The following is a 14,406-nucleotide window of genomic DNA, read 5'->3' on the forward strand; positions in this document are numbered from 1 at the left end:
AGACAGGGTGACGGCCTAGCCCTGCCGATTATGTTCGTCGTTGAGGCGCGGACGCTGAGCCTGCGGCGGCGGGTTCGGCACCACCACGCCCATCGAGATGACGTACTTGAGCGCCTCGTCGACGCTCATGTTCAGGTCGCGGGTGTCGCTGCGCGGCACCACGATGAAGTAGCCGGAAGTCGGGTTAGGCGTAGTCGGCACGTAGACGCTGACCAGCTCCTCGCCGTCTTCGGCGCACTGCAGGATTTCCTGGGCCGGCGTGCCGGTCTGGAAGGCCACGCTCCAGGCGTTCTGGTGCGGCCAGCGCACCAGCAGCGCGTTCTTGAAAGCGTTGCCGGAATCAGACAGCAGCGTGTCGCTGACCTGCTTGACGCTGTTGTAGATCGAGCTGACCACCGGCGTGCGCGACAGCAAGCCATGCCAGAAACCCACCAGGCGGCGGCCCAGCACATTGGCGGCCAGCATGCCGGTGCCCATCACCACCAGCACGGCGAACACCACGCCCAGGCCGGGTATGTGCATGCCGAACACCGCCTCCGGCCGCCACTCTTGCGGCAGCAGCGTCAGCGTCTGGTCCAGCGATCCGATGATCAGGTTCAGCACCCAAAGGGTGATCGCCAGTGGCAGCCAGATCAGCAGGCCGGCGATCAGGTAACCCTTCAGGGTCATCTTGATTTTTGGGGATACCGACATCAGTCGCAACCGCAGCCGGCGCCGCAGCTATGGCCGCCGGCGCTGGGCGTGCTGCTGGAAGTGCTGGACGAGCCGCCCTTGAAGTCGGTGGCATACCAGCCGGAACCCTTCAGCTGGAAGCCGGCTGCGGACAGCTGCTTGCGATAGTCCGCGCTGCCGCAGGCCGGACAGGCCGCTACCGGCGCATCGCTCAGTTTCTGCAGATGTTCCTTGGCGACGCCGCAGGCGCCGCAACGATATTCATAGATCGGCATAGCTTTACTTTCCCGCCAATTGACCACAATGGCATAATACGCATTATTGCTGCACCGCACCACATCCGGAACTAAACTCCAGACAGGGGTGACACAGGTACAGATGCGGTCCGCCGCCCGAAACTTCAAGCGCGCCGCAAACCCATGATTATATCCAACTGAAACGGCAATACAAAAAACACTTTCACATCATCCTGCTGCTGCAACGCTCTCCCGGAGGTCTACATGGTTTACCAAGAAGGTCAGATGGACAGCATCCGCAACATTCTCGCCGGCAAGAAAGGCCTGATCGTCGGCATCGCCAACGAAAACAGCATCGCCTACGGCTGCGCCAATGTGCTACACCAGCTCGGCGCCCAATGCGCCGTCACCTACCTGAACGACAAGGCCGAGAAATACGTGCGGCCGCTGGCTGAAGGCTTGCAATCGCCGCTGATCCTGCCGCTGGATGTCGAGCAGCCGGGCCAGTTGCAGAAAGTGTTTGCCGAAATCGATCGCACATGGGGCTCGCTGGATTTCATCATCCATTCCATCGCCTACTGCCCGGCCGAAGACCTGCACGGCCGCGTCACCGACTGCTCGCTGGAGGGCTTCCAGCAGGCGATGCGCGTGTCCTGCTATTCCTTCATCGAAATGGCCCGCCTGGCCGAGCCCCTGATGAAGAACGGCGGCAGCCTGATCACCATGAGCTACTACGGCGCCGACAAGGTGGTGGAGCACTACAACATCATGGGACCGGTCAAATCCGCGCTGGAGAGCGTCAGCCGCTACCTGGCCAACGAGCTCGGCCCCAAGCGCATCCGCGTGCACGCGGTGTCGCCGGGCCCGCTGAAAACCCGCGCCGCCTCAGGCATCGCGCATTTCGACCAACTGATCGAGGACGCCATTTCCCGCGCGCCGCAAAACCGGCTGGTGGAAATCGAGGAAGTCGGCATGACCTGCGCCTTCCTGATCTCCAACGCCGCCAGCGGCCTCACCGGGCAGACCATCTACGTCGACGGCGGACAACACATCAAGGCTTGAGGAGAGCGGCATGATTCACGATACCCACGCATTTGACGACATCGTACAACAGGCGCGCGCCTTCGGCCCGCTGCCGATGGCCGTGGCCCACCCTTGCAGCCGCGAGGCGCTGCTGGGCGCGGTGGAGGCCGCCGACAACCAGATCGCCACGCCCATCCTGGTGGCGCCGCTGGGCAAGCTGAAGAAGTTGGCGGACGAGCTGGAAGTGGACATCCGGCGCTTTGAGTGCATAGACGTCGAACACAGCCACGCCGCCGCCGAGCGCGCGGTGCAGCTGACGCGCGAAGGCTACGCCGACATCCTGATGAAGGGCAGCCTGCACACCGATGAATTCATGAGCGCGGCCCTGGCGCGCAATACCGGCATCCGTACCGACCGCCGCATCAGCCATGTCTGGGTGATGAAGGTGGAAAGCTATCCGCGCTACCTGTTCATCACCGACGCGGCCGTCAACATCGAGCCGGACCTGATGACCAAGCGCGACATCTGCCAGAACGCCATCGATCTGACCCACGCCCTGGGCATCGCCCGCCCCAAGGTGGCCATCCTGGCCGCGGTGGAAACCATCAACCCGGACATGCAAGCCACGCTGGACGCCGCCGCGCTGTGCAAGATGGCCGATCGCGGCCAGATCACCGGCGCCATCCTCGACGGCCCGCTGGCCTTCGACAACGCCATCTCCAAGGAGGCGGCCGACAGCAAGGGCATCGTGTCTCCCGTGGCCGGCGACCCGGACATCCTGCTGGTGCCCAATCTGGAAGCCGGCAATATGCTGGGCAAGCAGCTGACCTATCTGGCGCAGGCCGCCTCCGCCGGCATCGTGATGGGCGCGCGCGTGCCCATGGTGCTAACCAGCCGCGCCGACGACGCCAGCGGCCGCCTGGCCTCCAGCGCCATCGCCAGCCTGCTGGCCCACAAGCGCCGACAGGGAGGACGCTCATGAACCGATGCCTGCTGGCCATCAACGCCGGTTCGGCCACGCTGAAGTTCCGCGCCTTTTCTTCCGATGGGCAGACCCTACTGGCGCGCGGCATGGTGGATCGTTTCGGCAGCAAGGAAGCCCGGCTCGCGCTGGCCGACGCCAATGGCCAGCCGCTGGCCGAACGCGGCTTGGCCGACGACGGGCACGTCTCCGCCCTGGCCGCGGTGCTGAACAGCCTGGCCGACCAAGGCCTGGAAGCGCGCGCAGTGGCCCATCGCGTGGTGCACGGCGGCAGCCGTTTCCGCCAGCCGGTGCGCGTCGATGCCGAAGTACGAGCGGCGCTGGACGACTACATCGCGCTGGCGCCGCTGCACCAGCCGGTGAGCCTGGAAGTGATAGACGCATTCAGCCAGCTAGACGCGCGCTTGCCGCAAATCGCCTGCTTTGACACCGCCTTCCACGTCACCCAGCCGGTGGTGGCCACCCGCTTCGGCATCGCCCGCCACTGGCACGACGAGGGCATCCGCCGTTACGGTTTCCACGGCCTGTCCTATGCCGCCATCGCGCGGCGGCTGCCGGATGTGGGCCTGGCCCACGGCAAGGTGGTGGTCTGCCATCTGGGCAGCGGCGCCAGCGCCTGCGCCATCGAGTCCGGCAAGAGCGTGGCCGCCAGCACCGGATTCTCCGCCGTGGACGGCCTGATGATGGGCACCCGCCCCGGCTGCATCGATCCGGAAGTGATCCTGTACTGGCAGGAGCACGAAGGCATGGGGGTGAAGGATGTGCGCCGCGAGATGTACAAGAACTCCGGCCTGCTGGGGGTCTCCGGCGTATCCGCCGACATGCGCGAGCTGGTGGCCAGCGAGCTGCCGGCCGCGCGCGAGGCGGTGGAGCTGTTCTGCTACCGCACCGCGCGCGAAGTCGCCAGCCTGGCCGGCGCGCTGCGCGGCCTGGATGGGCTGATCTTCACCGCCGGCATAGGCGAACACTCGGCCGAAGTGCGCGCCCGCGTCCTGCAGCAGCTGTCCTGGCTGGGCTTCGAGCTGGACCATGCCGCCAACCTGGCGCACGCGCGCCGCCTCACCACCGCCGGCAGCCGCCTGCCGGCCTATGTGTTGCCCACCGACGAAGAAGGCGAAATGGCCCGTCAGGCCGCTCCGCTGCTGTAAATCCCGCGCGCGCTCCCGGCATGCCGCTCGTCGGCATGCCGCCTTCGCCCAACGACGCTTTGCGGCATCCCGAAGCCAACATGCCAGGCTAGGGTCTGTTGACGTTTGCTGAGCGGTCGCGCCGGAGCGCATTGCACGGCGAATCGAGGCGTTTCGCACGCCGCATAGTCATTCTCTGTCAGCGCGGAACAACGAAGAGTCGGCGCGAAAGGCGCCCGGCCCTGCGGGTTTGGCCGCTTTGAGCCGCCCATGACTGGCGGCGATGGCCTCAGCGGCTCAGTTCGGCGCGGTACTTGTCTTCCTCATCCTCGAATACCTCGTCGCCGCCCAGCAAGAACGCTTGCTTGAGCAATTCGCGCGCGGCGTCGGCGCGGCCCAATTCCAGCTCGCACTGGCCCAGACGCAACAAGATGAAGGGATTTTCCGCGCCCTGCGGGCACTGCCTGGCCTGCTCCAGGGCCTGCCGGCCATTTTGCCATTCGCCCATCTGGAAATAGGTATCGCCGATGGCGGTCAGCAACCAAGTGGCGGCCTCCCAGCGCTCCACTTGCGGCGGCAGCAGCTCAAAAGCCTGCAGATAGCGGTCCAGCGCGGCATCGAACGTGCCCTGGTCGAACAACGCGTCGCCTTCGTCAAGCAGGGCCTGGATGGGTTCGTGCAGTATGGAAGGCAAGGCGGTCATCTAGAGTATCCCGAATCAACAATGAAAAGAGGCCGGCCCATGGCGGCGGCCTTGGCTGCCTCCATCATATCGCAGCGCGGCCAGGCGCGCGATTTCAGCCGCGCCAGAAACACAAAAGGCCCCGCGCTGCGGAGCCTTTGCGTATTCTTTGTCAGCCTGGGCTGAAGATCAGGCCATAGCCTTGATCTGAGCGGACAGACGGCTCTTGTGACGAGCAGCCTTGTTCTTGTGGAACACGCCCTTGTCAGCAATGCGGTCGATCACTTTTTCGGAAGCGTGGAATACTACCTTAGCGGCAGCCTTGTCACCGGCTTCGATTGCCTTGAGCACTTTCTTAACTGCGGTACGGAACGCAGTACGCAGGCTGGCGTTGTGCGCGCGCTGCTTAAGGGCTGTGCGTGCACGCTTGCGAGCTTGTGCGCTGTTAGCCATGAATCTTTCTCCTGATAGCGGAATCTGAAACCCGCGATTCTAAGCCCTAAACACAGGTTTTGCAACAAGAATCCGGCCGGCGTAAACTAGCGGGCTTGCTCAATCCGCCTCTCGTTGTACGACAAAACAAAATGAACCTGCTCAAGGCCCTGGCTGCAGTCAGCAGCATGACCATGGTGTCGCGCGTGCTCGGCCTGGTGCGCGACACGCTCGTCGCGCGCATCTTCGGCGCCGGCATGGCCGCCGACGCTTTCAACGCCGCCTTCAAGATTCCCAACATGCTGCGGCGCCTATTCGCGGAGGGCGCCTTCTCGCAGGCTTTCGTGCCCATTCTGGGCGAATACAAGCAGAACAAGACGCACGAGGAAACGCGCGAATTCGTCGCCAAGGTCACCGGCGTGCTGGGCTCTGTGCTGTTGCTGGTGACGGCGATAGGCATGCTGGCCGCGCCGGCCATCATGTGGATATCGGCGCCGGGCTTCTACCGCGAGCCGGCCAAGGCCGCGCTGTTCGCCGACATCCTGCGCGTCTCCTTCCCGTATATTTTCTTCATCTCGCTGTCGTCGATGACCGGCAGCGTGCTCAATAGCTGGGGAAAATTTTCCATCCCGGCCTTCACGCCTACCTTCCTGAACCTCAGCTTCATCGTGTTCGCGCTGGCCTTCACCCACTACTTCCATCCGCCCATCATGGCGCTGGCGTGGGCGGTGTTCGTCGGCGGGCTGATCCAGCTGGTGTGGCAGCTGCCCTTTCTGAAGCAGATCGGCATGCTGGCCAAGCCCATCCTCGCCTTCCGCGACCCGGCGGTGTGGCGCGTGATCCGGCAGATGGGTCCGGCCATCTTCGGCGTGTCGGTGGCGCAGATTTCCTTGCTGATCAATTCCACCTTCGCCTCTTTCCTGCCCACCGGCAGCGTATCGTGGATGTATTACGCCGACCGGCTGATGGAGTTTCCGTCCGGCGTGCTGGGCGTGGCGCTGGGCACCATCCTGCTGCCGTCCTTGTCCAAGCACGCGGCCAGCAAGTCCGACGCCGAATTCAGCGTGCTGCTGGACTGGGGCATCCGGCTGTCTCTGCTCTTGGCGGTGCCGGCCACGGTGGGTCTGGGCCTGCTGTCCGGCCCGCTGCTCTACACCATGTTCATGTACGGCAAATTCTCCGCGCACGACGCCTGGATGTCGCAACAGGCGGTGATCGCTTACTCCTTCGGCCTGCTGGGGCTGATTCTGGTCAAAGTGCTGGCGCCGGGCTTCTACGCGCGCCAGGACATCAAAACGCCGGTGCGCATCGCGGTGAAGACGCTGATCGCCACCCAAGTGATGAACCTGATCTTTGTCTTCCCGCTGAAGCACGCCGGCCTGGCGCTGTCCATAGGCCTGGCATCCTGCATCAACGCCGGCCTGTTGATGCACACTCTGCAAAAACGCGGCATCTACCGGCCGGAAGCGGGTTGGCGCAGCTTCCTGCTCAAGCTGGCCACCGCCATTCTGGCGATGGCGGCCGCGCTGCTGGCCTGCCAGTGGTGGCTGCCGATAGATTGGCACGGCCAGGCCTGGCAGCGCGCGCTGTGGCTGGTGCTGCTGGTCGGCGTCGGCGCGACGGTTTATTTCGCCGCGCTATTCGCGCTGGGCTTCCGCCCGCGCCATTTCATGCGGCGCGAGATGTAACATGCTTTTGCCAAGAACAGCGTTTCCGATACTGGAAACGGCCACGCTCCAGACAAGACGTCAGCGCCATGTTCTTTTGATGCCCACTCGCTGGCTTAGTGGCGAAAACCGTTTTTAGAAGGCTTATATGATGCAAAACCTCACCCCCGAACACTCGCCGCTGGGCAAAACCGTCAGCTACCAGGACCAGTACGATCCTTCCCTGCTGTTCCCGATCGCGCGCCAGACCAAGCGCGAGGAGATAGGCGTGGATGAGGCTGCGCTGCCATTCGCCGGCGTCGACATCTGGACCGGTTTCGAGCTGTCCTGGCTCAACGCTAAAGGCAAACCGCAGGTCGGCATCGCCACCTTCCGCATTCCGGCCGCAAGCCCGCGGCTGATCGAGTCCAAATCGTTCAAGCTGTATCTGAACAGCTACAACCAGACCCGCATGGACAGCATGGACGCGCTGGCCGCCCAGTTGGCGCGCGACTTGTCCGAGGCCGCCGGCGCCGAGGTTTCCGTTTCCATCCTGTTGCCCCAGGCCTTCGCCGCCGAGCAAGTGCGCGAGCTGGCCGGCGAGTGCCTCGACGATCTGGACATCGCGGTGGACAACTACACACCCTGCCCCGAAGTCTTGAAGGCCGACGCAACGGAGATCGTCAGCGAAACGCTGTGCAGCAATCTATTGAAGTCCAACTGCCTGGTCACCGGCCAGCCGGACTGGGGCAGCGTGTCCATCCGCTACACCGGGCCCAAGATAGACCGCGAGGCGCTGCTGCGGTATTTGATCGGCTTCCGCCAGCACAACGAGTTCCATGAGCAATGCGTGGAGCGCATCTTCGTCGACTTGCTGCGCGCCTGCGCGCCGACGCAGCTGACCGTCTATGCCCGCTATACCCGCCGCGGCGGCCTGGACATCAATCCCTGGCGCAGCAATTTCGAAGCCGCGCCGCGGGACAACGTCCGCACCGCGCGCCAATAAGAGCCGCTCACAAAACCTCGTTAGATAACCTGAGCCAAAGCGCGCCGACGCAGACCGTACTTGAGTACGGCATGGAGGCGCAACGCAGGATCAGGGGTTTGGTTAGCGGGTCTAAACGCAAGCGGGGCCTTGCTATCCCGCTTGCTTTATTTCCTCATCATTGATATCCATGCCAATCCAAACCTTGGACATAAAAGGATAGCAATGAAAACCACCCCGCACCTGTTCGCCCAACGCCTGAGCAAGGCGCTGCTCGCGCTGTCCATCGGTCTGTTCGGGCTGATGGTGGCCAGCGGCAACCTGCTCGACTACGACTCCAACTGGCAGTTTGTCCGCCATGTGCTGAGCATGGACACTATGCAGCCGTGGTTCCACGGCGACGCGCTGCGCGGCCGCGCCATCCACAGCGAAGCCATTCAACGCCTGGCCTACGCCGCCATCATAGCCGGCGAGCTGGCCGTAGGCCTGCTGTGCGCCGCCGGCGGCGCCATGCTGCTGCTCGCCCTGCGTCCCACGGCCGGCATTTGGCTGCCGCGCGGCAAAGCCTGCTTCACGCTGGGCGCGACGCTGGCCATCCTGGTCTGGCACACCGGCTTCGCGGTGATAGGCGGCGAATACTTCGCGATGTGGGCCAACCAGTTCAACGGCCAGTTCAGCGCCTACGCCTTCACCGGCATTGCGCTGTTGGCGCTGATCTATGTGAACCAGCCGGAATCGTCAGCCGATTGACAGAAAAAGCCGCATCCTTCACAGATGCGGCTTTGACGATAAATCTCTTCGTCAGAACGGCGGCGGCGCCTCGAACTCCATCTCCTCAAACGTCACCGGGTGGCGCAACACCAGCCTGGATGCGTGCAGCAACAGACGGTCCGCCTTGGCCAGCGCCTCCGGCGGGGCGTAGATGTCGTCGCCAAGAATGGGGTGGCCGGACTCCAGATGCAGCATGTGCATGCGCAGCTGGTGAGCGCGGCCGGTCAGCGGGTCGAGCTCCATGCGGCTGACGTTGCGCGCGGTGTCGCGCAGGATCACCCGGTAGCGGGTGATGGCTTCCTTGCCTTCCTGGAAATCTACCTTCTGCCGCGGCCGGTTCGGCCAATCGATGATCAAGGGCAGGTCTATGGTGCCGCTATTGCTTTCCACGATGCCGTCCACCACCGCGATATAGCGTTTCTTGACCTTGCGATCCATGAAGGCGATGGACAGCGCGCGCTGCATTTCCGGGCCGCGGCCCATCACCACCAGACCGGAAGTGTCCATATCCAGACGGTGCACGGTCAGCGCGTCGGGGTAGACTTTCTGCGCGCGGCTGATCAGGCAGTCGGCCTTATCTTCCCCGCGCCCTGGCACCGACAGTAGGCCGCTGGGCTTGTCCAGCACCAGCATGCAGTCGTCGACGTAGACCACGTTGAGGCCGGTGTCCGGCGGCGGATTGTAGTGTTCGAGATTATGTCTTGGCATTGTAATGCGGCTTTAAAAATCGATTGGCGGCGATTATCGGCGTTAAAGCCTTGCCCGACAAGCTGTTACCGTCGATTGCGCGCGGCGCTGTCACTTGAAATCGCCTGGATTCGCCATCAATCTGTTGTGACAACAACAGACAAGGACGCATCATGCAGGAACAGTTCTACCAAGACCCGTATCAAACCCGCCTCGCCACCCGCGTGGTCCGCCACGACGATGCCGGCCTGGTGCTGGAAGATACCCTGTGCTACCCGCTGGGCGGCGGCCAACCGGGCGACAGCGCCACGCTGACGCTAGCGGACGGCGGCACGCTGCGCATCGCCGACACCCGACGCGACCGCGAAACCCGCGCCATCCTGCATCAGACCGAAGGCGACATCCGCCTCGCCCCCGGAACCGAAGTCACGCTGGACCTGGATTGGGACCGCCGCTACCGCCATATGCGCATCCACACCTGCATGCACCTGCTGGGCGTGGTGATCAAGGCCGGCGTCACCGGCGGCAACATGACGGCCGAGTCCGGCCGGCTGGACTTCTCGCTACCTGAAGGCATGGAGCTGGACAAAGAAGAGATCGAGGCCGAATTGAACCGGCTGGTGGCGGCCGATCTGCCGGTGACCGTGAAGATGACCAGCGGCGAAGCGCTGCAGGCGCAACCGGAGCTGATCCGCACCATGTCGGTGACGCCGCCCTTGCATCTGCCGGAAATCCGCCTGATCGAGATCGAGGGCGTGGACTTGCAGCCCTGTGGCGGCACCCACCTGGCGCGCACCGGCGAAGTGGGCCGTGTCAGGGTGAAGAAGATCGAGAACAAGGGCGCGCGGAACAAACGCGTGGTGCTGGAGCTGGTCGATTAAGCCGCACCGCCAACAAAAACGGGGACCACGCGGTCCCCGTCTTCACTTCATGAATGCCGCGCTCAGCGCGCGTCCAGCGCCATTTCGTGCTCCGGATGCGCCGGTTTCTCGTCCAGCGTCATGCGATGCAGCCACGGCGCGATGAAGATGGTCAGCACGGCGATCACGCCGGTCACCACCCCGATCTGGGTGAACACGCGGCTATAGATTTCCAGGGTAACCAGCGGGTCGGTCACATTGTCCGGCGCGGCGGTCAGGCTGGCCACCTTGCCGGCGATCACAGAAGACGCGGCCGAAGTCAGGAACCAGGCGCCCATGATGAAGCCCATCAGCCGCTGCGGCACCAGTTGCGCCACCATGGCCAGGCCCAGGCCGGAAATCAGCAGCTCGCCTATGCTTTGCAACAGGTAGCTCAGCACCATCCAGTTGGACGACACCATGCCCTGGGCATTAGCGTACTTGGCGCCCAGCGGCAGAACCAGGAAGGCGCCGGCGCACAGCACCATGCCGATGGCGAACTTGTGGGGCATGGGCAGGCGGTTGCCCAGCTTGTTGTAGCAGATGGCGAGCAGCGGACTGGCCAGCATGATCCAGAACGGGTTCAGCGACTGGAACTGCTCCGGCTGCACCGGAATGCCGAACAGGGTGTGCTCGGTATTGTGGATGGCGAAGAAGTTCAGCGACAACGGCATCTGGTTGTACAACACGAAGAACACCGTCGCCTGCAGCATCAGGATGGCGGCCACGATCATCTTCTTGCGGTCCGCGCCCTGCAACAGCAGGGTTTCCTTGACGAACAGCCCCACCACGCCGATGGACAGCACGGCCAGCACCGCATTGGCGATGATCTCGTGCTTCAGCAGCAGCGCGGCCAGCAGGCAGGCCACCACCACGCCGGCCAGCACCGCCAGCCAGGTGCTCAGTTTAGGCGTGCGGAAATCGGCCTCGGAACCGTATTCCTTGACCCAGCCGCGCAGCAGCAGGAAGTTGGCCACGGTGATCAGCATGCCGACAACCGACAAGGCGAAGGCGTGGGCGTAGCCGAACTGGTCGGCCAGCCACGGCGTGGCCAGCATGGACAACAACGAGCCGACGTTGATCGCCATGTAATACATGGTGAAGGCGCCATCCAGCCGCGGATCGTTCTCCTCATAGCACTTGGACAGCAGCGACGAAGGATTGGCCTTGAACAAGCCATTGCCGACAGCAATGGTGCCCATGCCCAAATACAGCAGGCTGATCTGGTCGGCCGACGCGGTCACCATGGCATAGCCCGCGGTCAGCACCAGCGCGCCCAGCAAAATGGTGCGGCGGGTGCCCAGCACCTTGTCGCCTAGCCAGCCGCCAACCGACACCAGGCCATACACCATGGCGATGAAGGCGGAGAACAGCGTGAAGGACTCGACCTCGCGCAGGCCAAGCTCCTTAACCAGATAAACAGCCAGAATGCCTTGCAGGCCGTAAAAGCCGAAACGTTCCCAAAATTCGATCGAAAAGATCAGATAAAACGGCTTGGGTTGCCGCAAGGGGTTGAGCGCGCTTTGCGTCATGACGGGTTCCTTGTGAAATCAGAACTGCTGCGGACCCAGGAAATTCCTGATGGCGAGACGGCGGATGGACAGCGCGGCGCGCGCCAGCCAAAGCCAGTCGCGCGGGTGAGACAGACAGTGGTCACTACTGGAAATGAGGCTAATTTGCAGTTATCACGCCGCAAGTCCATGCAAATTCATGACCTTGCCGCAACATTGATAGCATTCAGAAACTATTGATGAAGCAAGTTGGGCTTGCTGTCAAATCACTTGACGCAATACAGCCTCATTCATGACAAAGGCAAGGCACAGAATATGAATAAAATCTTACATATGGACAACAATCATGAACATGCCTATATGTAAAATATTTAGATGCTTAAAATGAAGAAATTTTAAAATTTAATTGCCAATTCGATCAGGAAAGGAATTTTATCAGATAGCGCCGGCCCGCAAGCCGGCGCGCGCTCACCGAGCCAACAACGCCGCCAAGCGGTTCCCCACCTCCGCCACCTCGTGCCGCAAATAATCGATGAACCGCCCCGGCAACGGCGAGGCAGGACGGAACTGCGGCAACACCAGCCGCAGCGAAAACGGAATCGACGCCTCCAGCGGCCTGGCAAACAGCCCCGACCCGACTTCGGCCAGCGCAGTCAGCGGATTGACGATGGCCACGCCCAGCCCCTGCCGCACCAGGGCGCACACCGCCGCCGCGCTATGGGTGGACAGCTGCAGCCGGCGGCGCACCCCGGCCTCGGCGAACCAGGCGTCGACCTGCTGGCGGTAAGGATCGCTGGGCGCCAGGCTGACGAAGGGCAAATCGGCGAAATCCTGCGCCGTCAGCCGCCGCTTGGCCGCCAGCGGATGCCCGGCCGGCATCACGCACAACTCGTCGCCCTGCCACAGCGGCAAAATCTGGCAACCGGCAGGCGCCTGGTCCTGTTCGATCAGCCCCAGATCGAAACGCTGCGCCGCCAGCCACTCCTCAAGCCACGGCGACTCCTGCGGACTGATGTCCACCCCCACCTCCGGCAGGCCTTGCAAAAAGCGCGCGCAAGCCGCCGGCAGCAAAGTCTGGGCGAACACCGGCAGACAGGCGATGGCCAGCTGCCCCCCGGAAAACTGGCGGATGGCTGCGGCGCTGCTGACGATGCGTTCCAGCCCGACAAAACTCCGCTCCACCTCGGCGAACAGCTGCAAAGCCTGCTGGGTGGGCCGCAGGCGGCCGTGGCCGCGCTCGAACAGGGTCAGCTCCAATAACTGCTCGCAGCGCGCCAGCTCGCGGCTGACCGTGGGTTGCGAAGTATGCAGCAGCCGCGCGGCGCCGCTGACGCTGCCGGACGTCATCACGGCTCGAAACACCTCGATGTGGCGCAGATTGATCGCCATCTCTTCCTCCATGCGAAGTCATGGCCATATCAAAAATGAAAGCCATATCGACATAATTCTATTTTATTTTTGTACGAATTAGCCGGATCATGGTCTGACATCCACAGGAAAGCCCTGCATGCGCCCCTTCGACAACCGCCAACTCGCCGCCATCGCCCAACAGTACGGCTCGCCGCTCTGGGTCTACCACGCCGACACCATCCGCAGCCGCATCGCCGAGCTGAAGGCCTTTGACACCATACGCTATGCGCAGAAGGCCAACTCCAACACCCACATCCTGCGGCTGATGCGCGCGGAAGGCGTGAAAGTGGATGCGGTATCGCTGGGCGAGATTGAGCGCGCGCTGGCCGCCGGCTACCGCGCCGGCGGCGATGAGCCGTCCGACATCGTCTTCACCGCCGACGTGCTGGACCGCGCCACGCTGGACAAGGTGGTGGAGACCGGCATTCCGGTGAACGCCGGCTCCATCGACATGCTGCGCCAGTTGGGCGAGCGCTCGCCGGGCCATCCGGTCTGGCTGCGCATCAACCCCGGCTTCGGCCATGGCCACAGCCAGAAGACCAATACCGGCGGCGAAAACAGCAAACACGGCATCTGGCATGAAGACTTGCAGCAGGCGCTGCAAGCGGTGCGGACGCATGGCCTGGAATTGATCGGCGTCCACATGCACATCGGCTCCGGCGTCGATTACGGCCATCTGCAACAGGTGTGCGGCGCCATGGTGGAGCTGGTGGCGCAACTCGGCTGCGATATCGAAGCCATCTCCGCCGGCGGCGGTCTGTCCATCCCCTACCGCGACGGCGACGCCCGCATCGATACCGCCCATTACTTCCAGTTGTGGGATGCCGCCCGGCAACGCATCGCCGAACAGCTGGGCCATCCGGTGCGGCTGGAAATCGAGCCGGGCCGCTTCCTGGTGGCGGAATCCGGCGCGCTGCTGGCCGAAGTGCGCGCCGTCAAAGACATGGGCAGCCGCCATTTCGTGCTGGTGGACGCCGGCTTCAACGACCTGATGCGGCCGTCGTTATATGGCAGCTACCATCGCATCAGCGTGCTGGACGCGCTCGGGATGGAGAAAAGCGGCCGCATCGACACCGTGGTGGCCGGCCCGCTATGCGAATCCGGCGACGTCTTCACCCAACAGGAAGGCGGCACTGTGGAAACCCGGCCGCTGCCGCCGGCGCAAGTCGGCGATCTGATGGTGTTCCACGACGCCGGCGCCTATGGCGCGACCATGTCGTCCAACTACAACAGCCGCCCGCTGTTGGCCGAGGTGCTGGTCGATGGCGGCGCGGCGCGGCTGATCCGCCGCCGCCAGACCATGGCGGAACTGCTGGCGCTGGAAGCCTGAACGCTCAATGCGA

15 protein-coding genes are annotated in these 14,406 nt (G+C 63.5%); 8 read left to right on the forward strand and 7 right to left on the reverse strand.

What is annotated here, in order from left to right; all coding sequences use genetic code 11:
• Positions 1–15: 15 nt before the first annotated feature.
• Together BI343_RS06640 and BI343_RS06645 are read right to left on the reverse strand one after the other, a co-directional pair.
• Positions 16–693, reverse strand: coding sequence for a DUF502 domain-containing protein (locus tag BI343_RS06640; protein ID WP_083340849.1), 678 nt, complete (start codon positions 691–693; stop codon positions 16–18).
• Positions 693–947 (reverse strand): FmdB family zinc ribbon protein, encoded by a 255-nt coding sequence (locus tag BI343_RS06645; protein WP_071109133.1) that lies wholly within the window; start codon positions 945–947, stop codon positions 693–695. Before BI343_RS06645 ends, BI343_RS06640 begins: the two co-directional genes overlap by 1 nt.
• Before the next feature lie 225 nt (positions 948–1,172).
• Here BI343_RS06645 and fabI point away from each other — a divergent pair, with 225 nt between their 5' ends.
• From fabI to BI343_RS06660, 3 genes are read left to right on the forward strand one after another with little or no spacing between them, the layout of a single operon-like run.
• Complete coding sequence (fabI, locus tag BI343_RS06650) at positions 1,173–1,970, forward strand: enoyl-ACP reductase FabI (RefSeq protein ID WP_244886591.1); 798 nt, start codon at positions 1,173–1,175, stop codon at positions 1,968–1,970.
• A gap of 10 nt (positions 1,971–1,980) precedes the next feature.
• Entirely contained in the window at positions 1,981–2,913 is a 933-nt protein-coding gene (locus BI343_RS06655) for a phosphate acetyltransferase (protein ID WP_071109134.1), read from the forward strand.
• Positions 2,910–4,061, forward strand: a complete 1,152-nt coding sequence (locus BI343_RS06660; protein WP_071109135.1) for an acetate/propionate family kinase — start codon at positions 2,910–2,912, stop codon at positions 4,059–4,061. Before BI343_RS06655 ends, BI343_RS06660 begins: the two co-directional genes overlap by 4 nt.
• A 268-nt stretch (positions 4,062–4,329) precedes the next feature.
• On the opposite strand, the gene BI343_RS06665 is transcribed toward BI343_RS06660, so the two are convergent.
• On the reverse strand, positions 4,330–4,743 hold the full coding sequence (locus BI343_RS06665) for a tetratricopeptide repeat protein (RefSeq protein ID WP_071109136.1): 414 nt from the start codon (positions 4,741–4,743) through the stop codon (positions 4,330–4,332).
• Between the two features lie 168 nt (positions 4,744–4,911).
• On the reverse strand, positions 4,912–5,175 hold the full coding sequence (rpsT, locus tag BI343_RS06670) for a 30S ribosomal protein S20 (protein ID WP_043627589.1): 264 nt from the start codon (positions 5,173–5,175) through the stop codon (positions 4,912–4,914).
• Positions 5,176–5,306: 131 nt separating this feature from the next.
• Here rpsT and murJ point away from each other — a divergent pair, with 131 nt between their 5' ends.
• The 3 genes from murJ to BI343_RS06685 all read left to right on the forward strand — a co-directional run bounded on the left by murJ (position 5,307) and on the right by BI343_RS06685 (position 8,535).
• Positions 5,307–6,842 carry a murein biosynthesis integral membrane protein MurJ gene (murJ, locus tag BI343_RS06675; protein ID WP_071109137.1) on the forward strand — a complete coding sequence of 512 codons (1,536 nt, stop codon included), beginning with the start codon at positions 5,307–5,309 and terminating at the stop codon, positions 6,840–6,842.
• Between the two features lie 127 nt (positions 6,843–6,969).
• Positions 6,970–7,806 carry an NADPH-dependent 7-cyano-7-deazaguanine reductase QueF gene (gene queF, locus BI343_RS06680; protein WP_071109138.1) on the forward strand — a complete coding sequence of 279 codons (837 nt, stop codon included), beginning with the start codon at positions 6,970–6,972 and terminating at the stop codon, positions 7,804–7,806.
• 204 nt (positions 7,807–8,010) lie between these two features.
• Positions 8,011–8,535: a DUF2165 family protein gene (locus BI343_RS06685; RefSeq protein ID WP_052246914.1), complete on the forward strand. Its 525-nt coding sequence runs from the start codon at positions 8,011–8,013 to the stop codon at positions 8,533–8,535.
• A 51-nt stretch (positions 8,536–8,586) separates the two neighbouring features.
• On the opposite strand, the gene BI343_RS06690 is transcribed toward BI343_RS06685, so the two are convergent.
• Entirely contained in the window at positions 8,587–9,264 is a 678-nt protein-coding gene (locus tag BI343_RS06690; protein ID WP_071109139.1) for a pseudouridine synthase, read from the reverse strand.
• A gap of 152 nt (positions 9,265–9,416) precedes the next feature.
• Here BI343_RS06690 and BI343_RS06695 point away from each other — a divergent pair, with 152 nt between their 5' ends.
• Positions 9,417–10,124 carry an alanyl-tRNA editing protein gene (locus BI343_RS06695; protein ID WP_071109140.1) on the forward strand — a complete coding sequence of 236 codons (708 nt, stop codon included), beginning with the start codon at positions 9,417–9,419 and terminating at the stop codon, positions 10,122–10,124.
• Positions 10,125–10,186: 62 nt separating this feature from the next.
• Here BI343_RS06695 and dtpA read toward each other — a convergent pair whose 3' ends face one another.
• The gene (dtpA, locus tag BI343_RS06700; RefSeq protein ID WP_071109141.1) at positions 10,187–11,674 is read right to left on the reverse strand and encodes a dipeptide/tripeptide permease DtpA; all 1,488 of its coding nucleotides are present in this window, start codon (positions 11,672–11,674) and stop codon (positions 10,187–10,189) included.
• Between the two features lie 447 nt (positions 11,675–12,121).
• The gene (locus BI343_RS06705; RefSeq protein WP_071109190.1) at positions 12,122–13,042 is read right to left on the reverse strand and encodes a LysR family transcriptional regulator; all 921 of its coding nucleotides are present in this window, start codon (positions 13,040–13,042) and stop codon (positions 12,122–12,124) included.
• A 118-nt stretch (positions 13,043–13,160) separates the two neighbouring features.
• On the opposite strand from BI343_RS06705, the gene lysA reads away from it, so the two are divergent.
• Positions 13,161–14,393 (forward strand): diaminopimelate decarboxylase, encoded by a 1,233-nt coding sequence (gene lysA / locus BI343_RS06710; protein WP_071109142.1) that lies wholly within the window; start codon positions 13,161–13,163, stop codon positions 14,391–14,393.
• The last annotated feature ends 13 nt before the right edge of the window (positions 14,394–14,406 follow it).

Origin of the sequence: Chromobacterium amazonense, assembly GCF_001855565.1 — a bacterium.
Classification (GTDB): Bacteria; Pseudomonadota; Gammaproteobacteria; order Burkholderiales; family Chromobacteriaceae; genus Chromobacterium; species Chromobacterium amazonense.